Source organism: Streptomyces sp. NPDC002573 (genome assembly GCF_042889625.1).
GTDB lineage: Bacteria > Actinomycetota > Actinomycetes > Streptomycetales > Streptomycetaceae > Streptomyces > Streptomyces gibsoniae.
In genome coordinates, this window is record NZ_JBIARC010000022.1 from 47311 (window position 1) to 68575 (window position 21265).

The 21265-nt window shown below is 71.7% G+C and carries 22 protein-coding genes; 9 read left to right on the plus strand and 13 right to left on the minus strand.

All coding sequences use genetic code 11. The features are described from left to right. Window positions 1-16: 16 nt before the first annotated feature. The gene (locus ACFYX0_RS21540) at window positions 17-655 is read right to left on the minus strand and encodes a YigZ family protein (RefSeq protein ID WP_388972297.1); all 639 of its coding nucleotides are present in this window, start codon (window positions 653-655) and stop codon (window positions 17-19) included. A 251-nt stretch (window positions 656-906) separates the two neighbouring features. Here ACFYX0_RS21540 and ACFYX0_RS21545 point away from each other — a divergent pair, with 251 nt between their 5' ends. Further along, the gene (locus tag ACFYX0_RS21545; RefSeq protein WP_388972300.1) at window positions 907-2898 is read left to right on the plus strand and encodes an amino acid transporter; all 1992 of its coding nucleotides are present in this window, start codon (window positions 907-909) and stop codon (window positions 2896-2898) included. Window positions 2899-2930: 32 nt separating this feature from the next. Here the strand turns inward: ACFYX0_RS21545 and ACFYX0_RS21550 are convergent, their stop codons facing one another. Further along, window positions 2931-3473, minus strand: coding sequence for a SixA phosphatase family protein (locus tag ACFYX0_RS21550; RefSeq protein WP_388972303.1), 543 nt, complete (start codon window positions 3471-3473; stop codon window positions 2931-2933). Further along, the gene (locus tag ACFYX0_RS21555; protein WP_388972306.1) at window positions 3470-4153 is read right to left on the minus strand and encodes a hypothetical protein; all 684 of its coding nucleotides are present in this window, start codon (window positions 4151-4153) and stop codon (window positions 3470-3472) included. Before ACFYX0_RS21555 ends, ACFYX0_RS21550 begins: the two co-directional genes overlap by 4 nt. Window positions 4154-4338: 185 nt before the next feature. On the opposite strand from ACFYX0_RS21555, the gene ACFYX0_RS21560 reads away from it, so the two are divergent. Then, entirely contained in the window at window positions 4339-4746 is a 408-nt protein-coding gene (locus tag ACFYX0_RS21560; protein ID WP_388972309.1) for a CoA-binding protein, read from the plus strand. A gap of 453 nt (window positions 4747-5199) precedes the next feature. On the opposite strand, the gene ACFYX0_RS21565 is transcribed toward ACFYX0_RS21560, so the two are convergent. Next, a complete protein-coding gene (locus tag ACFYX0_RS21565) occupies window positions 5200-8127 on the minus strand; it encodes a SpoIIE family protein phosphatase (RefSeq protein ID WP_388972312.1) in 2928 nt (975 codons plus the stop codon). 914 nt (window positions 8128-9041) lie between these two features. Between ACFYX0_RS21565 and ACFYX0_RS21570 the strand changes: the two genes are divergently transcribed. Continuing rightward, the gene (locus ACFYX0_RS21570) at window positions 9042-9224 is read left to right on the plus strand and encodes a hypothetical protein (protein WP_311691280.1); all 183 of its coding nucleotides are present in this window, start codon (window positions 9042-9044) and stop codon (window positions 9222-9224) included. 57 nt (window positions 9225-9281) lie between these two features. Here the strand turns inward: ACFYX0_RS21570 and ACFYX0_RS21575 are convergent, their stop codons facing one another. From ACFYX0_RS21575 to ACFYX0_RS21600, 6 genes are all read right to left on the minus strand, one after another. Then, entirely contained in the window at window positions 9282-10142 is an 861-nt protein-coding gene (locus tag ACFYX0_RS21575; RefSeq protein ID WP_388972313.1) for an ABC transporter permease, read from the minus strand. Further along, window positions 10102-10956 (minus strand): ABC transporter ATP-binding protein, encoded by an 855-nt coding sequence (locus ACFYX0_RS21580; RefSeq protein ID WP_388972315.1) that lies wholly within the window; start codon window positions 10954-10956, stop codon window positions 10102-10104. Before ACFYX0_RS21580 ends, ACFYX0_RS21575 begins: the two co-directional genes overlap by 41 nt. Next, window positions 10953-11408, minus strand: a complete 456-nt coding sequence (locus ACFYX0_RS21585) for a MarR family winged helix-turn-helix transcriptional regulator (protein WP_388972319.1) — start codon at window positions 11406-11408, stop codon at window positions 10953-10955. Before ACFYX0_RS21585 ends, ACFYX0_RS21580 begins: the two co-directional genes overlap by 4 nt. A 123-nt stretch (window positions 11409-11531) precedes the next feature. Next, window positions 11532-12542: a cation diffusion facilitator family transporter gene (locus ACFYX0_RS21590; protein WP_388972322.1), complete on the minus strand. Its 1011-nt coding sequence runs from the start codon at window positions 12540-12542 to the stop codon at window positions 11532-11534. Window positions 12543-12772: 230 nt separating this feature from the next. Further along, a complete protein-coding gene (locus tag ACFYX0_RS21595; RefSeq protein ID WP_355922426.1) occupies window positions 12773-13324 on the minus strand; it encodes a DinB family protein in 552 nt (183 codons plus the stop codon). 20 nt (window positions 13325-13344) lie between these two features. Next, window positions 13345-14019 (minus strand): TetR/AcrR family transcriptional regulator, encoded by a 675-nt coding sequence (locus tag ACFYX0_RS21600; protein ID WP_388972325.1) that lies wholly within the window; start codon window positions 14017-14019, stop codon window positions 13345-13347. 152 nt (window positions 14020-14171) lie between these two features. On the opposite strand from ACFYX0_RS21600, the gene ACFYX0_RS21605 reads away from it, so the two are divergent. The 4 genes from ACFYX0_RS21605 (at window position 14172) to ppk2 (ending at window position 17297) form a co-directional block, all read left to right on the plus strand. Beyond that, window positions 14172-14726, plus strand: a complete 555-nt coding sequence (locus tag ACFYX0_RS21605; protein ID WP_388972327.1) for an NAD(P)H-dependent oxidoreductase — start codon at window positions 14172-14174, stop codon at window positions 14724-14726. A gap of 254 nt (window positions 14727-14980) precedes the next feature. After that, on the plus strand, window positions 14981-16135 hold the full coding sequence (locus tag ACFYX0_RS21610) for an anion permease (RefSeq protein WP_388972331.1): 1155 nt from the start codon (window positions 14981-14983) through the stop codon (window positions 16133-16135). Between the two features lie 19 nt (window positions 16136-16154). Beyond that, a complete protein-coding gene (locus ACFYX0_RS21615) occupies window positions 16155-16388 on the plus strand; it encodes a hypothetical protein (RefSeq protein ID WP_388972334.1) in 234 nt (77 codons plus the stop codon). A gap of 21 nt (window positions 16389-16409) precedes the next feature. After that, entirely contained in the window at window positions 16410-17297 is an 888-nt protein-coding gene (gene ppk2, locus ACFYX0_RS21620; protein WP_388972339.1) for a polyphosphate kinase 2, read from the plus strand. A 128-nt stretch (window positions 17298-17425) separates the two neighbouring features. On the opposite strand, the gene ACFYX0_RS21625 is transcribed toward ppk2, so the two are convergent. Then, entirely contained in the window at window positions 17426-17815 is a 390-nt protein-coding gene (locus tag ACFYX0_RS21625) for a metalloregulator ArsR/SmtB family transcription factor (protein WP_355922441.1), read from the minus strand. A 61-nt stretch (window positions 17816-17876) separates the two neighbouring features. On the opposite strand from ACFYX0_RS21625, the gene ACFYX0_RS21630 reads away from it, so the two are divergent. After that, window positions 17877-19052: a cation diffusion facilitator family transporter gene (locus ACFYX0_RS21630; RefSeq protein ID WP_388972342.1), complete on the plus strand. Its 1176-nt coding sequence runs from the start codon at window positions 17877-17879 to the stop codon at window positions 19050-19052. 81 nt (window positions 19053-19133) lie between these two features. On the opposite strand, the gene ACFYX0_RS21635 is transcribed toward ACFYX0_RS21630, so the two are convergent. After that, complete coding sequence (locus ACFYX0_RS21635) at window positions 19134-19688, minus strand: YbaK/EbsC family protein (protein ID WP_388972346.1); 555 nt, start codon at window positions 19686-19688, stop codon at window positions 19134-19136. Between the two features lie 43 nt (window positions 19689-19731). Continuing rightward, the gene (locus ACFYX0_RS21640; protein WP_311691251.1) at window positions 19732-20304 is read right to left on the minus strand and encodes an XRE family transcriptional regulator; all 573 of its coding nucleotides are present in this window, start codon (window positions 20302-20304) and stop codon (window positions 19732-19734) included. 93 nt (window positions 20305-20397) lie between these two features. Here ACFYX0_RS21640 and ACFYX0_RS21645 point away from each other — a divergent pair, with 93 nt between their 5' ends. Then, a complete protein-coding gene (locus tag ACFYX0_RS21645; RefSeq protein ID WP_388972350.1) occupies window positions 20398-21255 on the plus strand; it encodes a DMT family transporter in 858 nt (285 codons plus the stop codon). Window positions 21256-21265: the final 10 nt, after the last annotated feature.

Here is a 21265-nt window from a genome sequence, read left to right on the forward strand (position 1 = left end):
GCGTGCCCCGGATCCCTCACCGTCCCGAGTCCGCGTCCCCGTAGGCCTCCCCGCCCAGTTCGAACGCGGCGGTGCCCGCGGTGGCGTCCGCGAGCCAGGCCCGGAAGGCCTCGACGTCGGCGTCGGGCAGCCCGATCTCGATGGTGACGGCCTCGCCGTAGCGCACGTCGCGCACCTCGCGGCCGGTCGCCCGCAGATCGTTCTGCACCTTGCCCGCGCGCTGGTGGTCCACCGTCACCGTGGCGAGCCGGAACCGGCGGCGGGTCAGGGTGCCGAGCGTGTCCAGAGCCTCGCCGACGGCACCGCCGTAGGCCCTGATGAGCCCGCCCGCGCCGAGCTTCACCCCGCCGTAGTAGCGGGTGACGACGGCGACGACGTACCGCATGTCGCGGCGCAGCAGCATCTGGAGCATGGGGACGCCCGCGGTGCCGCCCGGTTCGCCGTCGTCGCTCGCCTTCTGGATCGCGGCGTCGGCGCCGATGACGTACGCGTAGCAGTTGTGGGTGGCGTCGGCGTGCTCCTTGCGGACCTCGGCGATGAAGTCCTGCGCCTCCTGTTCGGTGGCGGCCGGGGCGAGGGCGCACAGGAAGCGGGAGCGGTTGATCTCGGTCTCGTGCACGCCCGCGCGGGCGACTGTGCGGTACTCGTCCTGCATCACGCCAGCCTATGCGGCGCTCCCGGAACCACGGCACGAGGGCGACTCCGCGCCCGCCCGGTGCCTCCCACCAGGTGTGCCCCACATCTCACCGGTTGGTCTTCCCCCGGCGCGTCCGCCCCCGAACGCCCGGGCACACTGCCCCGTGATGGATACTCGCTCGTCGTTGCCGGGTTCCGGGGCGTCCAAGGCCCGGGCCGCAGCCGCGGCCCCGCGAGGCCGCCCGAGCGAGCACAGGAGAGAGCGACAGCATGACCGGCACCCAGGTGGAGAGTCCGGACACCGACGAACCCGGCCACTTGCCGCCCGCCCCCGCCAAGGCCCGCTGGCGGGCCTGGCTGTTGGAAGGCCTGAGCGAGCGGGCGGCCCGGCATCCGGGCCCGCACGCCACTCCGGACGCCGCGCACGAGGGGCATCCCTGGTGGCGCGTCATGTGCCTGACGGGTGTGGACTATTTCTCCACCCTCGGCTACCAGCCCGGTATCGCCGCCCTCGCGGCCGGTCTGCTGTCGCCGCTCGCGACACTCGTGCTGATCGCGCTGACCCTCTTCGGCGCCCTGCCGGTGTACCGCCGCGTGGCCCGGGAGAGTCCGCACGGCGAGGGCTCGATCGCCATGCTGGAGCGGCTGTTGCCGTGGTGGGCGGGGAAGATCCTCGTCCTGGTGCTGCTGGGCTTCGCGGCCACCGACTTCATGATCACGATGACTCTGTCGGCCGCGGACGCCGCCGCGCACGTCGTGGAGAACCCGTACGCCCCGCACTGGGCGCACGGCGCCAATGCCTGGATCACCCTGTTTCTGCTCGCCGCGCTCGGCGCCGTCTTCCTGAAGGGGTTCAAGGAGGCCATCGGCATCGCGGTGGCCCTGGTCGCGACCTATCTGAGCCTCAACGTGATCGTGCTCGCGGTCGCCGTCTTCGAGGTGCTGAGCCACCCGGTGAAGATCGGCGACTGGACGGACGCGATGGCCACCGAGCACTCCTCGCCGCTCGCGATGATCGGTGTGGCGCTGCTCGTCTTCCCGAAGCTGGCGCTCGGCATGTCCGGCTTCGAGACGGGCGTGACGGTGATGCCTCAGATCAAGGGTGATCCGTCGGACACCTACGACCGTCCGGCCGGACGAGTGCGGGACACGCGCAAGCTGCTCACCACGGCTGCCGTGATCATGAGCTTTCTCCTGCTGCTGTCCAGCCTCGCGACGACGATCCTGATTCCGCAGGACGCCTTCAAGAGCGGCGGCCCCGCCAACGGACGCGCGCTGGCCTATCTCGCGCACGAGCAGCTGGGCGGGGCGTTCGGCACAGTCTACGACGTCGCCACCATCGCGATCCTCTGGTTCGCGGGCGCCTCCGCGATGGCCGGCCTGCTCAACCTGGTGCCGCGCTATCTGCCGCGCTACGGTATGGCGCCAGAGTGGACCCGTGCCGTGCGGCCCCTGGTCCTGGTCTTCATGGTGGCCGCGGTCATCATCACGCTGTGGTTCCATGCCGATGTCGACGCCCAGAGCGGCGCGTACGCCACGGGCGTGCTCGTGCTGATGCTCTCCGCGGCGTTCGCCTCGACGGTCGCCGCGCACCGGCGCGGTCACCGGGTCGCCGCGCTCGGCTTCGGAGCGATCACCGCCGTCTTGATCTACACCCTGGTCACGAATGTGATCGAGCGACCCGACGGCCTCAAGATCGCGCTGATCTTCATCCTCGCGATCCTCATCACGTCGTTCGCCTCCCGGGTGCACCGCGCCTTCGAACTGCGCGCCGCGACCGTCACCTTCGACGAGCCGGCGACGAGGTTCGTCGAGGAGGCGGCCGCGCACGGGCCGCTGCGGCTGATCGCCAACGAGCCCCAGGAGCACAGCAGGCGGGAGTACCGCGCCAAGGAGTACAGCCAGCGCGAGCAGACCCATATCCCGGACGGGCGGCCGGTGCTGTTCCTGGAGGTCTTCGTCACCGACTCCTCGGACTTCAGCGCCGATCTGACGGTGCACGGCGACGAGAAGTACGGGGTGCGCAGGCTGCGGGTGTCCGGGGCGACCGTCCCCAACACCATCGCGGCCGTCCTGATGGAGCTGCGCGACCGCACCGGCCAGGTGCCGCACGCCTACTTCAACTGGACCGAGGGCGCCCCGTTCAGCCATCTGCTGCGCTTCCTGGTGTTCGGCGACGGCGAGGTCGCACCGGTCACCCGCGAAGTGCTGCGCCGCGCCGAGCCGGACCCGGCGCGCCGCCCCCGCATCCACGTCGGATAGCCGCTCCGTCCCGTGGGCGGCTCGTCCCGTGGCTACTCCTTCTCGCCCCTCGGCACGGTCATCTCCGTCAGGAGGGCCCTGCCGGGGGCGAGGGCCGCCCAGCTGGGGCCGTGGGCGGCGAGGACGGCGATCGCCGCGGTGGGGAACTTGGTGCGGACGCGCTCCAGCGTGTCGTCGAGGCCCTGCCCGGCGAGGGCGAGCACCAGGTCCGTGAGCTCCGGGTTGTGCCCGATCAGCAGCAGGGTCTCCACCTCGGGGGGCGTCTCGTGTACTGCCGTCAGCAGATCGGACACGTCGGCGGCGTACAGCCGCGGGTCGAACCGTACGGGCGGCGGGGTGCCCCACTGGGCCGAGGCCAGCTGCCAGGTCTGGCGGGCGCGCACGGCGGTGGAGCACAGCGCGAGGTCGGGCAGGCAGTCGGCCTCGGCGAGGGCACGTCCGGCGGCCGGGGCGTCCCGGCGGCCGCGGGGCGCGAGAGGCCGTTCGTGGTCGGCGACGCCGTCGGGCCAGGCGGACTTGGCGTGCCGCAGGACCACGAGCCGACGCAGCGGGCCGTCCCCGGCGCGGGTGGTCATGCCCGGGCCCCGATCTCGCGGGCCAGGTCCAGGCCGAGCAGGCGGTCGGCGTAGGCGTAGGTCTCGAAGCGTGCGCCCGCCGGCAGGTCTTCGTCGCCCTCCACACGCTCCAGCACCTCCAGGACCGCCGGGACGTCGAGATCGTTCTCCCAGGCGGCGCGCAGATCCTGCCGCACCTGCTCCGGGATGGGCCGCGAGGGGTGGACCGCCCAGTCGGCGACCGCCCCGCGCCAGCGCCCGAGCGTGTCGTGCGCCGCGGTCAGGGCGGCCGCGTCCAGGTCGACGGGGTCCCGGCGGGGGCGGGCGAGCAGGGCGAAGCGTACGGCCGACGGCGAGGCGGCGGTGTCGGCGGGTCCGGTGGCCGGAGCGACCTCGACGCACACCCCGTCGGGTGCGGTGTGCTCCGCCCCGACCACGTGCAGGGCGCGGCCGAGACCCGGGGCGTCCGGCTCCCCCGGGCGGATGCCGAGGGCGTCGGCGCGTTCCCGGAGGGCATCGGACGGGGCTGCGACCGTGACCACGGGCGTTCCGCCGAGTTCCAGGGCCCGGGCCAGTACATCGGCCATCAGCAGCACCCTCAACGCAGCGGTGTCGGCCCCGGTGACATGGGCGTGAACACGGACCAGGCCGGGGAGGACGCCGGTGGGCTCGCCGTTGCGAGCGTCGATGATACGGAGCACGGAGCGAGCGTAGGCGCACAAGGGCTCCGGCGCAGGGAGGAGGGGCCCGTTCCGGGCAAGGGGCGGTCCACCGTACGGTCGTCGGTGGGCGTCGCCGCGCGGGGAATCCCTCTGTGCCGCCCGCGGTTGCCCCACAGCAGACGGCGCGGGTCCGCCGCGTCGCGGGACGTCGAAGGAGACCGGCCGTGTACGGCGACTCAGCAACGATCCGCAAGATCCTCACCGCGACGGGCGACACCTGGGCGATCGTGGGCCTGTCCGGGAACCAGCGCCGTGCCGCCTACCGGGTCGCCGCGGTACTCCAGAGCTTCGGCAAGCGGATCGTGCCGGTCCACCCCAAGGCGGAGACGGTCCACGGCGAGCAGGGATACCCGTCGCTGGACGCGATCCCGTTCCCGGTCGACGTCGTCGACGTGTTCGTCAACAGCGGCCTGGCGGGCCCGGTCGCCGACGAGGCCGCCGCGATCGGTGCCAAGGCCGTCTGGTTCCAGCTGGACGTGATCGACGAGGGCGCGTACGAACGCACGCGCGCGGCCGGTCTGGACATGGTGATGGACCACTGCCCGGCCATCGAGATCCCGCTGCTGGACTAGGCCCTGTCGTCAAACTCCCGCCTGCCCCGCTACGCCATGCACGCTCCCCCACGTTCGACTTCGCTCGCGCGGGCGGTGCCCCCACCGCCGCACCGGGCGAAATCCCACGTACATCCAGTACGAGGGCTTCCGCCCGGCACTCCCCCAAGCTCTTCGAGCAGGGGGTACCCCCAGAGCACAGACCTGACGCCGCAGAGCCCGCCCTCCGGGCGGCCGACGGCAGTTTGACGACAGGCCCTAGTACTGCAACCGCACCTGTCGCGTCACCGCAGGTCAGGCGCAGTGCGGCGGTTTTTGGGCGGTGGCGATCCGACGGCGCACGGTGATAGTCGCCGCGCCGGGCCGATCGCGAACTGGCAGGTCAACGGCTCTCTATATCTGATGGCCCGTCAGCTTCGAAGTGTCCAGACGCCTAAACTGACCTGCGCTGATTCCATGAGTGCGGTTGCAGTACTAGGGCGTGGTGGGCAGGGGCTGTTCGGTCCAGATGGACTTGCCGGTGCGGGTGTGGCGGGTGCCCCAGCGCTGGCAGAGTGCGGAGATGAGCTGCAGGCCGCGGCCGCCCTCGTCGGTGGCGGAGGTGTGGCGGATGTGCGGCGTGGTCAGGCTGGCGTCGGAGACCTCGCAGATCAGTGCGCGGCTGCGGAGCATGCGCAGCCGGATGGGTCCGCAGGCGTGCCGGATGACGTTCCCGACCAGCTCGCTGACCAGGAGCTCGGTGGTCATGATCAGGTCCTCGTCGGCTATGCCCCAGTGAGCGAGCTGGGCGCGGACCAGGTCGCGGGCCTGGCCCGCCGCCACCGGGTCCTCCGGCAACGGCCACTCGGCCACGTCATCCGCGTCCAGCGGGTGGGTGCGGGCCAGCAGCAGGGCGGCGTCGTCCACCAGCGCGCCATGGGCGGGGAGTAGGGCGGAGGTGAGGGTGGCGCAGAGGGCGTCCAGGTCGGACGCGTCCGCCGGTGCGGCCGGCAGGGCGTTCACCGACTGAGTGAGAAGCTCGGCGAGGCGGCTCATGCCGCTGGTGACATCCCTGTCCTTGCTCTCGACCAGGCCGTCGCTGTAGAGGGCGAGCAGACTGTCGGCTGGCAGCAGGGTCTCGAGGGTCTCGAAGGGCGGAGCGGCCACCCCCAGGGGCGGGTCCGGCGCCATGGCCAGGAAGGTGACGGTGCCGTCGGGGTGGGCCACCGCCGGGGGCGGCTGACCGGCGCTGGCGTACGACAGGCGCCGGGTCACCGGGTCGTAGATGCCGTACAGGCAGGTCGCGAAGGCATCGGTGCCCAGCTCGCCGACGATGTCGTTGAGGCGGCTGAGGATCTCGTCGGGCGGCAGTTCCAGCTCCGAGAGGGTGCGGACGGCCGTGCGGAGCGCGCCCATGGTGGCGGCCTCGGCCATGCCGTGGCCCATGACGTCCCCGATCACGAGCGCCACCCGGGCCGCGGAGAGCGGGATCACGTCGTACCAGTCGCCGCCGACGTCGGCTCCCTGCTTGGCCGGCTGGTAGCGCGCCGCAGCGGTCACCTGGGGCAGCTCGGGGAGGGCCTGCGGCAGCAGGCTGCGCTGGAGGGTGCGGGCGCGGGTCGTCGCCTCGTCGTAGAGCCCGGCCCGCTCCAGGGCCTGCGCGATCAGTCCGCTGAGCGCGGTCAGCAGCGTTCGTTCGTCATCGTCCAGCACCCGCGGTCGGCCGAAGCTGATCACCGCCGCGCCGATCCCGCGCCCCGACACCGCCAGCGGCAGAAAGGCCCACGCCTGCTTGCCGCTGTTCCGGATCAGGATCTCGGTCTCCGGGTAATGCTTCAGGAACTCCTCCGGGGAGGATATGTAGAGGAGGGTGCGGGTGCTCAGGGCGTCACCCGCCGGGTTGGTGGTGCCCCGCACCGTCCACCGCCCGTCCAGCAGCCGGGTGAAGCGCTCCGGATATCCGCGGGAGCCGACCACGGTCAGCCGGTCGCCGGCCACGCCGAGCATGATGAACCCGGTGGCCCCCAGGGGTGCCATCACGCCGTCGGCCACCGCCGCCATCACGTCCTGGACCGTGACGGCCTCGGCCAGCTCCCGTGTGATCCGCTGCACCAGGGCCGCCCGCTCCGCGGCGGCCCGCTCCGCGGCGACCCGCTCGACCTCCCGCAGATGCCGCTCGGTGGTGTCGGTGATGTAGAGCGTGAGGCCTTCCGGCACCGGCACCAGCCGCAGGTGGTACCAGGACCTCCCGTCCGGCCCCGGTACGTCGAATCCGGCCGGCCGGCCCTCGGCCGCCGTGGCCCGGCACCGCTGCTCCAGCTCCGGCACGGCACGTACCGCGGGAATGTCCCAGAGCAGGGCTCCGACCACGTCTCCCGCGCCGCCGAGAAGCCGCTCGGCGGCGTGATTCAGGAATCCGATGCGCCAGTCCGTGTCCAGGGAGACGAAGCCGTCGCTCATGTGCCGCAGCGCCCGCCCCACCGACTCGGCGGCGGCGTGTGTCTCACTGCTGTCCCGGATGGTGCCGATGACCTTCACCGGCGTCCCTTGTTCGTCGGTTATCGTCCGGGCACGGGCCTCGATCCAGAGGTAGGTGCCGTCCTGGCGCCGGATCCGGTACTCGCCCTGGAAGCCGCCGCGCATCTGGATGCCCGTGTCGAAGCCGGCTACCGCCCCTGGCAGGTCATCCGGGTGGATCAGCTCCGCCCACGCCTCGATGCCGCCGCGCATCACCTCCGGATCGATGCCGGCCAGCACCTCCTCGACGGGCAGGTCGGAGGTCAGCTCGCCCGTGTACAGGTCCCACGTGTACGTGAAGGAGGGCACCCGTTCCGCGTCCCGCGGGGCGGCGCTCCCCCGCGGTCCCGGTCCGTTCTCGAGGGCGCGCAGCAGGGTGGGGGACGGATCGAGGATTCCGGACGACCTGAGCCTATCGGACATCCACGCCGCCACCTCGTTCAGGAACTCGCGCTCCGCGGCGCCGGGCTCGGCGCCCGGGGCGAAGAGGACGGAGAGCGCGCCGCGTCGCCGGCCACCGCTCGGAATGGGTACGGCCAGATGCCCGACGCCGGCGGAGAGCTGGGAAGGCCAGGGGGCGGCGGGGCCACGGCCCGGCAACGGGTCGGGCGGGGCCAGGTCGGGTTGCCAGATGACGGTGTTGTCGCGGGCGGCCTTGCCGGGGGGCGCCGTGCCCCGTACCGGGATGATCAGCCAGGGCCGGGTCATCGACTCCGGCAGGCCGCTGTCGGCGACCAGGTAGAGGATGCCGCTCATGCCGGCGCCGGGGAGATGCACCATGCCACCCAGGCCGTGCACCTCGGTCACCGCCTGCTGAAGCGCGGTCAGCAGTACGTCGACATCTCGCCGGTCCTCGTCCACGGCGTCGAGCAGCCGCATCCGCAGGTGTCGCTCCGAAGGCCGCACGGTCGGTATCGTACGCAGGCCCTGACGCTGGTGCAGCGGATGGGCAGGCAGGACGGACGGGCCGGTGTTGTTCGCATCGCTTCTGGCATTCACCACGGCCGACTGTCGCCTCCGCTCACCGCTCGGGTACCCGCTGAGCCACATACGATCGGATGTGGACCTGCAACGATCTACATCCGTCGAATCCATCCTAATCCGAATGATTTCGGCGATTTCAGCTCTGCCGGGAACCCTCTTGCATTCCGATTGACCCTATGGTGCGTCAGCTCACTCACCGTTGCCGCTGAGGCCTTGTCCGCCGGATCAGCACGGCGGCGTCACCCGTGGTTCACGGGAGCTCCCTGTGGGCGAACCGTTCGTAACCGAACGACGACTCCTCGACTCCTACGGCATCCGGGCGACGACGGTCACAGGGGCGCTCCCCCGCGACAGGGCGGCATCCGCCCCGCGGATCGGGAGATCCGTTCCATGGACGGCCCGCAGGAGACCCAACGGGTGAACGCATGCGCGAGTCAGCCGTGTTCGAGCGTGCCTCGCGGATACGGTTGATACCGACAAGTAACTGGTCAGGCGGCGACGAGGAGACTCCCCCGCCACCGCCGACGTCGACGAGACGGAGCCGCACCAGGCACCGAACTCGCCGGACTCGATGACGCCGTCCCCGCCGAACTCGCGGAGCAGCACAACACGGCAGTGGCGTCGAGCCCCTCGACACACGGGCGCCACATCGTGCCGACCAGACAGCGGAAGGCTTCCCCCCGAGCGGATCCGCCTTCCCCTCCTGGTACCACGCGGCCGAGGTGCGCAGCCGGCGGGCGCTGTGTGATGACAGGTGTCCGCCTGCCTTCGTGGAGGTCCTCGCACCCCGGCGAAGTCTCCCCTCAGGCAGCGGCCGGGACCGTCCGGGAGGCAGTATGTGGGCCGTACTCGAGCAAGTCGCCGGAGTTGCTCCGCAGCTTTTCCTCTACGCCGTCGCCCTCTTCGTCGTCATGATCCTCCTGGCGCTCGTCATCAGTCTGCGCCAGGCGGAGGCGTCGGAACGTCCCGAGATCATCAGGGCCCTGGCCGATCTGATGGCGTTCTGGAAGAAGCGGTGAAGCGGCCGCCGCCGATGCCGTACTTCTCGGCGACGGCCGGGTCCGGCCGCGGTGCTGTCAGCGGGCCAGCCGTGGCAGCAGCGACGAGGCCGAGGTGACGCCGAGGGCCGCGGCCACCGTCAGCACGCCGAAGTCGAGCGGCAGCTGCGACGGCGTGCCGAGCAGCAGGCCGCGCAGCGCGTCGACCTGGTAACTCAACGGGTTGATCTTGCTGATCGCCTGGAGCCAGCCGGGCATGACGGCCACCGGGTAGAGGGCGTTGGAGCCGAAGAAGAGCGGCATCGTGATCGCCTGGCCGATGCCCATCAGCCGGTCGCGGGTCAGGACGATGCCCGCGATCGTCATGGACAGACAGGAGAAGAAGGCCGAGCCCAGGACGACGGCCACCGCCACGCCCAGCAGCCGCAGCGGGTTCCAGGTCATCGCAACGCCGAGCAGCGCCGCGATCACGACGACCACCAGAGCCTGGATCAGCGCCTTCACCCCGGCCGCGAACGCCTTGCCGGTGATCAGGGCCGCCCGTGGGGTCGGCGTGACCAGCAGCTTCGTGAGGATTCCGGCGTCCCGCTCCCAAATGATCATGATGCCGTAGAAGATGGCGATGAACATCGCGGACTGGGCGATGATGCCGGGCGCCAGATAGTCGAGGTACGGGATGTCGCCGGTCGGTATGGCCTTGATCCGGGTGAACGTCTCGCCGAAGATCAGCAGCCACAGCGCCGGCTGGATCGCGCGGGTGTACAGCTCGGTGCGGTCATGGCGCAGCTTCTGCAGCTCGACCGTGCACATCGCGGCCACCCGGGCCGGCAGCACCCGCCAGCCGGTGCGGGCCCGGGGTGGGGTCACCAGCAGGCCGAGGTCCGGCTGCGGTGCGCGGTCAGCCGACGCGGGACGCGGTGCGGCGGGTGCTTCGGACATCGCGGAAGCCTCCTGACTGGTCGTCGAGTCCACTGCCGGCCACGTCTCGGAAGACGTCCTCCAGCGTCGGCAGCGGGCCTTCGGTGCCGCGCCGTTCCCCAAGTCCGCTCCGCAGCTCGGCGGGGGTGCCGAGGGCACGGACCCGGCCGCGGTGCATCAGGGCGACTCGGTCGCAGTACTGGTCGGCCTCGTCCATGTAGTGGGTGGTGACGAGGACGGTCATGCCGGTGGCGGCGCGGACGGCGTTGATGTGCTCCCACACATTGGTCCGGGCGATCGGGTCGAGGCCGATGGTCGGCTCGTCGAGGATCAGCAGCCGGGGCGCGCTGACCAGCGCCTGGGCGAGTTCCAGCCGGCGGACCATCCCGCCGGAGTACGTCTTCGCCAGCCGGTCGGCCGCGGCGGTCAGGTCGACGGCCGCGAGGGCCTGCTCGACCCGCTGGGCCCGCTCGCGCCGGGAGACGTCGAAGACACGGGCGAACAGGGCGACGTTCTCCCGCCCGGTGAGTCCGGAGTCGGCGGAGAGCTGCTGCGGCACATAGCCCAGCAGCCGCCGCACGGCCATCCGCTCGCGGGCCGTGTCATGGCCGAAGACACGGACCATGCCCGCCGGGACCGGCAGCAGCGTGGTGATGCAGCGGATCGCGGTGGTCTTGCCCGCGCCGTTCGGGCCGAGCAGTCCGAACACCTCGCCGTCCCGGACCTGGAGGTCCAGACCGTCGACCGCCGTCGTCTCCCCGAAGGAGTAGCGAAGTCCACCACAGGTGACGGCGTCCACCGCGGGCGCCTCACCGGCCGTCGCGTTGCTCGTCATGTCTCCTCGGCCTCCTCGTGCAGGTTCTCCGCCAGCTTGCGCAGGGCCGGAAGAGCAGCCTCCAGCGCCTTGCGGTCCTCGTCGTCGAGGCGGGCGACCTGGCGGCGTACGAGCGCGGTGCGCCGCTCGCGCCAGTCACGCAGCCGTGCCTCGGCCGCCTCGGTGGGCATGAGTCGCGCGGCCCGACGGTCGGCCGGATCCGTCTCCCGGACCAGATAGCCGTCCCGTGCGAGCTGATTGACCAGTGTGGAGACCGAGTTCCCCGCGAGGTACAGCTCTCTCGCCGCGTCCGACACACCGATGCCTGGACGCGCCGCCACCAGGCGCAGCAGCTCGACCTCCGCGCCGCGCAGGCGCGGTGCGCCGACCCCGATGCGCAGCCGCCGCTGGATCAGCCGCTGCACCGCCACGAGGGCAGTGCTCAGGTCGTCGGCGAAGTTCTCGGATTCCACTCCTCCGAGATTAGCTCTGTGTCAGAGGTATTGGGGAAAGGGACGGTCAAGAGGGATGAAGGGTTACGCCATCCGGGGTGCGGTGCCGCCCGACGACCGCGTGCGCGTCTTCCGGCGGTTCCGTCAGTGGGGATGCGGCTCCCCCCGGTGCACCGGGCCGTGCGGGGCCTCGCAGTGCGCGGGGTCGCCCGCCGTGTCCGGGTCGCCGGGCGGCGCCACCTGGAGGACCCGCTCGGAGGCGTGGTCGACCTGGAGGGTGGTGTGGGTGATGCCGTAGTCGTGGTGCAGCACGTCCTCCAGGGCGCGGCGGACCGCGTGGCAGTCGCCGCCGTGCTCCACCAGGATGTGCGCGGACAGCGCGGCCTGGCCGGAGGTGATCTGCCAGACGTGCAGATCGTGCACCTCGACGACGTCCGGCCGGGCGACCAGCCGGTCGCCGAGTGCGTCCGGATCGACATCGGCGGGCGCGGCCTCCAGGAAGATACGGCCCGAGTCGCGCAGCAGCCCGTACCCCGCCTTCGCCATCAGCGCGACCACCACGAGGGTGGCGATGGGGTCCGCGCGCTCGAAGCCGGTCAGCAGGACCACGAGCGCGGCGACCGCGGTGCCGATGAAGGCGAACAGGTCGTTCAGGACGTGCTGGTAGGCGCCCTCCACATTGAGGGAGGTGCGGTTGGCCTTCGAGATGCACCAGGCGGCGGCCACGTTCACGACGATGCCGGTGAGCGCGGTGGCCAGCATCGGTCCGCCCGCCACGTCCGGCGGGGCGATGAGCCGGCGTACGGCCTCGTACGCCAGCCAGGCCCCGAGAAGCAGCAGCGTGAGGCCGTTGACCTGGGCGGAGAGGATCTCCGCGCGTTTGAGGCCGTAGGTGAATCCACCGCGGGCCGGGCGGGCGGCGAGCCGCATCGCGACGAGGGCGAGCACGATGGACGCGGCGTCCGTGAGCATGTGGGCCGCGTCCGAGAGCAGGGCCAGGGAGCCCGCGAGGATACCGACGACCACCTCGGCCGCCATGAACACGGTGATCAGGGAGAGCGCGGCGGCGAGCCAGCGGCGGTCGGCGTCCGCCGACACGCCGTGGGAGTGCCCCGCGTGACCCCCCGGGCCGTGCGCATGACCGTGGTCGCTCATCTGCTCCGCCTTCCCCCACACATCGGGTGCCTCACCGCAGTGAAACGCATGGCGGCGCCTCGGGGCAAAGGCTGCACCGGTGACCGTTGTCATGTCCGATAGTACGCCGCTGACCTGCACAAACGGCGAAGCGCCGGAGGACGTCGCGGCGGCCGGGGCCTTCCCCGGGCACGCTCGGCCGGTGGCCGGGACACGCCCGGAGAGTCACCCCCGGCGGCCGGCCCGTGACCTCACAGACCGATGGCCCCGTCGACCCGCTCCCGCAGCAGGTCGGCGTGTCCGTTGTGGCGGGCGTACTCCTCGATCATGTGAAGGAGCACCCAGCGCAGCGACACGGTGCCGCGCCAGGAGTCATGGCCTTCGATGTCGAGGTGCGGGGCGTCCGCGACGAACGCGTCGGCGAAGGCGGTCTCCGCGCGCCAGGCGCTCCAGGCCCGGGTCACGACCGCCGGGTCGGGTACGGCACCGGTGAAGTCGCCGTCGGGGTCGGACGGCGAGGAGAACAGCGGCGGGACGTCCTGCACGGCCAGCACCCGGCGGAACCAGCGGCGCTCCACATCGGCGAGGTGCCGCAGCAGTCCGAGGAGCGAGAGGGTGGACGGCGCGGCGGACCGCTGCGCCAGTCGTGCACCGAGGCCCGCGCACTTGAGTTCCAGCGTGGTGCGCTGGGCGGTGAGGAAGGCGACCAGCAAAGTGCGTTCGTCGCCGGTGGCGGGACCGAGGCCACGCGGGTCGCGCTCGGCGGGGACGAACATCTCGGCTCTTCTGCCCGAAGGAGTCATGGACCCATCATCGGGCGGCTTCAGCCCGTACATCGGCCCCTTTCACCCGTGTAGCGATCGACGAGATCACGCCATCCTGCCTCCACCCGCTCCAGGGACATCCCGAGGACGGAGAGCAGATGATCGACGAGCACCGTCTCCAGACAGCCGAGCAGCAGATGGGCGGTGAGTTCGTTGTCGCCGTCCGCGCGTGCCTCGCGCAGCAGCAGGCGGACATGGGCGAGCCGGAGGTGGTACGCCGGGCTGGTGCGACGGCGGCCCGGCTCTATGTGGGCCTCCAGGTAGAAGTCCCGGTGGGCGTGCTCATGGAGGATGACGGCCGAGCCGAAGGCGTACAGCCGCTCCACCGGGGACGCGCCCGGGCCGAGCGGCGGCGGCCCGGAGAGGAAGGCTGCCTGGAGCTGCTTCTCGTGGTGGCTGAGCAGCTCCACGAGCAGGCCCGTGCGGTCCCCGAAGCGCCGGAAGACGGTGCCCTTGCCGACTCCGGCCCCGAGGGCGATGTCGTCCATGGTCACGTTGGCGATGCCGCGCTCGGCGGCCAGCCGGACGGCGACCTCCAGCAGCCGGGTGCGGTTGCGCGCGGCATCCGCGCGCAGTTGGGGCGTCTCGCCCGTCGGCAGCAGGGCGAGGTCCGCGAAGCCCTCCAGGACGTCCCGGCTCTGAGGCACGGAAAAAGGCGCGAACGGCTCGGTCATGACTTCAGATTAGCGTCCCGGGAAGACAATCGGACCCCGGTCCGTTTACCGTGATACACGAAATGGACCGCGGTCCGGTTTAAGTGGTACAAATTTCAACGGACCCGGACGGTCCCGATTGTTACCGATCGCTTGATTATGGGAGTTTCGCCATGTCCGTACGCATCCTTGCTCTGGTCGGCAGCCTTCGCGCCGGTTCCCACAACCGTCAGCTCGCCGAGGCGGCCGTCAAGCACGCCCCCGAGGGCGTGGAGGTCGTGCTGCACGAGGGTCTGGGCCAGGTGCCCTTCTACAACGAGGACATCGACGTCGAGGGCAGCGTCCCGGAGGCCGCCGCCGCGCTGCGCGCCGCCGCCGGCCAGGCCGACGCGCTGCTGCTCTTCTCCCCCGAGTACAACGGCACCATCCCGGCCGTCCTCAAGAACGCCATCGACTGGCTGTCCCGCCCGTACGGCGCCGGCGCCCTGACCGGCAAGCCGGTCGCCGTGGTCGGCACCGCGTTCGGCCAGTACGGCGGCGTGTGGGCGCAGGACGAGACCCGCAAGGCCGTGGGCATCGCCGGTGCGACGGTCGTCGAGGAGGCGAAGCTCTCCATCCCGGGTTCCGTGACGCGCTTCGCCGAGACCCACCCGGCGGACGACGCCGAGGTCGTCGAGGGCCTGACCAAGGTCATCGACCAGCTCTCCCAGGCCGCGCCCGCCGCCTGACCTCCGGGCCCCGGCGTCGACGCCGGCCCCGAGCGCGACCAGACCGTGGGTCAGGATCCAGTAGTCCTGACCCACGGTCATTTTTTCGCCCGGGTGTGGACCGACCGGGTGCGGTGCATGCCGGGCGACGCCCGCCGGTCTCTCCATCAGGCCGTCGGCACACGGGAGTTCGAGGCTCGTTCGCCCATGTGACGCACGCCCCGCCGTTGCCTGCCCTTCTCCGGAAGTACGCCTTCGGTTGCTTTCATCTGGGGATGGACCACATCACGTTCCTCGTGGCCGTCGTCATCGTCACGGCGCTGGCCTTCGACTTCACGAACGGATTCCATGACACCGCCAACGCGATGGCCACCTCCATCGCCACCGGCGCCCTCAAGCCGCGTACCGCAGTCCTGATCAGCGGCGTGCTCAACATCGTGGGCGCCTTCCTGTCCACCGAGGTCGCCAAGACCATCTCGGGCGGCATCGTGGACGACACTCTGGTGACCCCAGGAATGATCTTCGCCGGGCTGGTGGGCGCGATCCTGTGGAATCTGCTGACCTGGCTCGTCGGACTGCCGTCGAGCTCCTCCCACGCACTGTTCGGCGGTCTGGTCGGCGCCGTCTGGGTCGGTGCCGGCAGCCATGGCGTGCGCTTTGACAAGGTTGTCGAGAAGATTCTGATCCCGGCGCTCGCCTCGCCCGTCGTGGCCGGCGTCGCGGCGCTGATGGCCACCTACCTCGCCTACCGCATCACCGCGCGGGCCCGCAAGGAGTCGGTGACCAGGGGGTTCCGGCTCGGCCAGATCGCCTCGGCCTCGCTCGTCTCCCTCGCCCACGGCACCAACGACGCCCAGAAGACGATGGGCGTGATCACACTCACACTGATCTCGGCGGGCGCGCTCGGCCATGACGCGGGCCCACCTGTCTGGGTGATCGGCTCGGCCGGTCTCGCCATCGGTCTCGGCACCTATCTGGGCGGCTGGCGCATCATCCGCACGATGGGCAAGGGCCTGACGGACATTCAGTCGCCGCAGGGCTTCGCCGCCGAGGCCGCGTCCACCACCGTCATCCTGACCTCCGCCCACCTCGGCTTCGCGCTCTCCACCACGCAGGTCTGCTCGGGCGGCATCCTCGGTGCGGGCCTCGGCCGGCGGCTCGCCGAGGTGCGCTGGGGCACCGCGGGCCGCATGGTCGTCGCCTGGCTGATCACCCTCCCCGCGGCGGCGCTGGTCGGCGGCGTCTCGGCCGGCGTCGTGAAGCACGGCGGGAACGCCGGTACCGTGGTGATCGCCCTGGTCGCAGCCGCGGTGGCCGCGTTCATCGTGCTCGCCTCGCGCCGCAACCCGGTCCACGCCGACAACGTGAACGAGACGCATGAGGTCACCATCCGCGCCACCGAACCCACACGCGTCGGCAGCGCCGCCTGAACCAGGGAGAGTTCGAGCCATGCATCTTGACTGGACCGCCCTCGGCCAGGTCACCGCTGTCAGCATCGGGGTCACTGTCGCCGTGGTCGTCGTCTTCGCACTCGGCGTGCTCGGCCTGGCCCAGGCCGAGGCCGCCCGCGAGCGGGACGGCGGCACCCACACCCTGGGCCTCGCCCAGGCCGGGCTCTGCTTCCTGGCCTGCGCGGCCGTGGTCGCGTACGGGATTTATCTGATCGTGCCGCAGTTCCACTGAGGCGTGCGGAGAAGGATGACGATGACACCTCTGGTGACCGATGGCCTGCGGGTCGACTACACCGACCACGACGACCCGGTGCTGCTCAGGTCCGACGGCAGCCCGGTGGACACCTGGCGGGAGAACTACCCCTACGACCTGCGGATGGAGCGCAAGGAGTACGAGTGGCACAAGCGGCTCCAGCAGATCGAGCTGCTGAAGCTGCAGAGCTGGATAAAGGCGTCGGGCCGCCGTCTCGTCATAGTCTTCGAGGGGCGCGACGCGGCCGGCAAGGGCGGCACGATCAAGCGCTTCACCGAGCACCTCAATCCGCGCGGCGCCCGGGTGGTGGCCCTGGAGAAGCCGACCGAGCGCGAGCGCGGTCAGTGGTACTTCCAGCGCTACGTCGAGCATCTGCCCACCGCGGGCGAGATCGTGATGTTCGACCGGTCCTGGTACAACAGGGCGGGCGTGGAGCGGGTCATGGGCTTCTGCTCGGACGACGAGTACCGCCGCTTCGTGCGCCAGGCGCCGCTGTTCGAACGGATGCTCGTGGACGACGGCGTCGACCTGGTGAAGTTCTGGTTCTCGGTCTCGCAGAGCGAGCAGCGCACCCGCTTCACCATCCGTCAGGTGGACCCCGTACGGCAGTGGAAGCTCAGCCCGATGGACCTGGCCTCCCTGGACCTCTGGGACGACTACACCGCGGCCAAGGTCGCCATGTTCCGCGCCACGGACACCGACTACGCGCCGTGGACCGTGGTGAAGAGCAACGACAAGAAGCGGGCGCGCGTCGAGGCGATGCGCAGCGTCCTGGCCCGCTTCGACTACACCGACAAGGACCTGGAGGTCGTCGGCACCCCCGATCCCAGCATCGTGGGCGCGGCGGCCAACCTCCTGGAGGCGGGCGAGGACGACAGCACCGCCTGAACGACCCCGGCGCCGGGCGATCAGGCGCGTGGCGGCCACGGCCTCCGCGCGCCTGGACCACGCCTCCTTCGCCGAGCGGTTCGGCTACGGCATCACACGCATCCCGCGGGCGCCGCGCCGAAGCGGTGTCAGTCGTGTGCCGGGCGGTTGGCCAGCCGGTGGTCGGCGAGACTCAGGGCCTCGTCCACGACCCGGCGCAGATGGCCGTCGCGCAGCGCGTAGACCACCCGGCGGCCCTCCTTGCGGGTGTCCACCAGGCCCGCGAGCCGGAGCCGCGCCAGATGCTGGCTGACCGCGGGCCGGGCCGCGCCGCACTCCTGGGTGAGCGTGGAGACATCGGCCTCGCCCCTGGTCAGTGCGTGCAGCAGGGCGAGACGGGTGCGGTCCCCGAGCAGGGCGAGCAACTCGGCGGCGAGCGCGAACTGCTCCTCATCGGGCGAGCCGGGGTGTCCCTCGGCCGCGCCGCCCGTGCGCGGCTGCGCACCGTGCGCAGGTGATAGGTGCATGCGTGCGCTCATACGCACATAATGGCTCCGTGGGGCGATCGCGTCCACTGTCGCGCGGGAAAGGGGCCGTCCTATGGGACAGCAGTACGAGGCACACGGGCGCAGCGAGGCACCGGGCCACCCGCACGACCACACCCACCCGCACCGCCACGAGGACGCGCACGACCACACCGGCCCGCACCGCCCCGAGAGCGCGCGCGACCACCACCACGAGCACACCCACGACGACGGTCACGCCCGGCACCACGACCACCCCCACGGCCCCCTCTCCCGCGTCCGCCACCTCCTCACCCCCCACTCCCACGAGACCGCCGACAAGCTCGACCCCGCGCTGGAGTCCTCCGCGCGGGGCATGCGGGCACTCTGGCTCTCGCTGGTCGTGCTCGGCGGGACCGCGCTGGCCCAGGCCGTCGTGGTCGCGATCTCCGGGTCGGTGGCGCTGCTCGGCGACACCGTGCACAACGCGGCCGACGCCCTGACCGCCGTACCGCTCGGCATCGCCTTCGTGCTGGGCCGGCGCGTGGCCACGCGCCGGTTCACCTACGGGTACGGCCGCGCCGAGGATCTCGCCGGGATCGTCATCGTGCTGACGATCGCCGCGTCGGCCTCCTTCGCCGCCTGGAGCGCCGTGGTACGGCTGATGGACCCCCGTCCCATGGAGCACATCCCCGTGGTCGCCGGTGCGGCGGTCATCGGTTTCGCGGGCAATGAATGGGTCGCCCGCCATCGCATCCGGGTGGGCCGCGCGATCGGCTCGGCCGCGCTGGTCGCGGACGGGCTGCACGCGCGCACCGACGGGTTCGCCTCACTCGCGGTGCTGGCCGGTGCGGGCGGTGCGGCGCTGGGCTGGCGGACGGCCGACCCGGTCGTGGGACTGGCGATCACGGCCGCGATCGTGCTGGTCCTGCGGGACGCGGCCCTGGAGGTGTTCCGGCGGTTGCTGGACGCCGTCGATCCGGGGCTGGTGGACCGGGCCGAGCAGGCACTGCGCCAGGTGCCGGGCGTGCTCGGGGTCGGCGAGCTCCGGCTGCGCTGGATCGGCCATCGGTTGCGTGCGGAGGTCGCGGTCGTGGTGGACGGCGAGGTGAGCGTGCGCCGGGCGCACGACATCGCGGTCGAGGCCGAACACGCCCTGTTGCACGCGGTTCCGCGGCTGACCGCGGCGCTCGTCCACGCCGACCCGGCCCCGGCACCCGGCGGGGCGGATCCGCATCGGGCCCTGGCCCACCACGCCCGCACCGGGCCCTGAGCCGGCCGGACCCGGCCCGCCAGGCGCCCCTACGGCTGCGGTCGCGACCGGCGAGAATCCTCCGCGGTGGTCAGGGGACCCTCAGACGCCCAGCCCCTCCAGGACCACCGCGTTGGGCAGTTGCGCGAACGCCTTCCCCGGCACCAGCAGCTTCCCCCGGCGCCTGCCGCTGCCGACCAGGACGTACGGCAGATCGACCACCGCCGAGTCGATCAGTACCGGCCAGTCGGCGGGCAGTCCGATCGGTGTGATGCCGCCGTACTCCATGCCGGTCTCCCCCGTCGCCACCTCCATCGGCGCGAACGACGCCTTGCGGGCGCCCAGTTGGCGGCGGACCGCGCCGTTGACGTCGACCCGGGTGGCGGACAGGACCAGACACGCGGCCAGCGTCGTCTCGCCGCCCCGCTTGCCCGCGACCACGACGCAGTTGGCGGACCGGTCGAGCAGGTCCTTGCCGTAGTGCTCCAGGAAGACCGCCGTATCGGCCCACTCCGGCTCGGTGTCGACGTAGACGATCCGGTCGGCGGGCACACCGCCGCTCCAGTGGCGTACGGCGTCGGCCACCGGTCGGGGCAGCTCGTCGAGGCAGTCGGGGGCGGGCATCGCCCGGTCGAAGTCTCCGATGGGTGCGCGCATGACGGCACGCTAACAGCCGTACCCCGGCCGCCGGACGGGCGTCTCAGCGGACGGGCGGCACCGAGACCGCCATCACCATCTCCATCGGCACATCGCCGTCGTTGGCGTAGGTGTGCGGGGTGTCGGCCTCGAAGGAGGCGCTGGCACCGGTGGGGACGTCATGGTCCACGCCGTCCACGGTGATCGTCAGCCGGCCGGCGGTGACATGGACGAGTTCGACCGTGCCGGCCGGGTGCGGGTCGGAGGGGCTGCGGTCCCCCGGCATCAGCCGCCAGTCCCACATCTCCAGCGGACCGGGGGCCTCGGTGCCCGCGAGAAGGCGGTTGTAGCTGCCCGCCTCGGTGTGCCAGAGGCGTACGGCCTGCTCGGCCGGGACGATCCGGACCCGGGGGCCCTGCTCGTAGTCGAGCAGCGTGGTGACGCTGATGCCGAGCGCGTCGCCGATCTTGACGATCGTGCCGATGCTCGGGTTGGTGCGGGCCTGCTCGATCTGGATGAGCATGCCGCGGCTGACTCCGGCGCGGGCGGCGAGGGCGTCCAGGGTGAAGCCGCGCTCGGCGCGCCAGCGCTTCACGTTGCGTGCCAGGGACTGGGTCAGCAGGTCGAGGTCCGACACTTTGAGTCCAATATTCCGTATGACAGAGTTCAGTTCACTGAACTATGGTGTGGTGCACCTGATCGTTCACCGAACTGTACTGCGAGGCGGCTCGTGACAGCACTCTTCGCCCTGGCCACCAGCCTGCTGTGGGGGCTGGCCGACTTCGGCGGAGGGCTGCTGACCCGGCGGATGCCCGCACTGACCGTGGTGGCCGTATCGCAGAGCGTAGCGGCGTCCGTGCTCGGCATGGTCGTACTGGCCACCGGCGCCTGGAGCGAGGCCGGACCCCGGCTGTGGTTGGCGTTCGCCGCGGGCCTGGCGAGCCCCATCGCCCTGCTCTCCTTCTACAAGGCGCTCGCCCTGGGCCCCATGGGGGTCGTCTCCCCGCTCGCCACCCTGAGCGTGGCGGTCCCCGTCGGGGTGGCACTCGTGCTCGGCGAGCGCCCCGGGCTGCTGCAGGTCGCCGGGGCCGCCGTCGCCGTGACCGGGGTGGTGCTCGCGGGCGGGCCCCAGTTGCGGGGCGCCCCGGTGCAACGGCGGGCGATCCTGCTGACCCTTGTCGCGGCACTCGGGTTCGGCACCGTGTTCGCGCTGGTCGCGGAGGCGTCGACGACGGTCACCGGGCTGTTCCTGGCGCTCTTCGTGCAGCGCGTGACCAATGTCGTGGTGGGCGGTACCGCCCTGGGTGCGGCGGTGCGACGCGGTGCGCCGGCCCTCCCGGCGGGCGGCTTCCCATGGCGTTCCCTGCCCGCGCTCGCCTTCGTCGGTCTCGCCGACGTCGCCGCCAACGGCACCTACGCGCTCGCGGCCCGGCACGGCCCGGTCACCGTCGCCGCCGTCCTCGCCTCGCTCTACCCGGTGGTCACGGCGCTCGCCGCGCGCGGCTTCCTCAGCGAGCGGCTGCGCGCGACACAGGCCGCGGGCGCGGGCCTCGCCCTGATCGGCACGCTGCTGCTGGCCACCGGTTGATGTCGGGCGC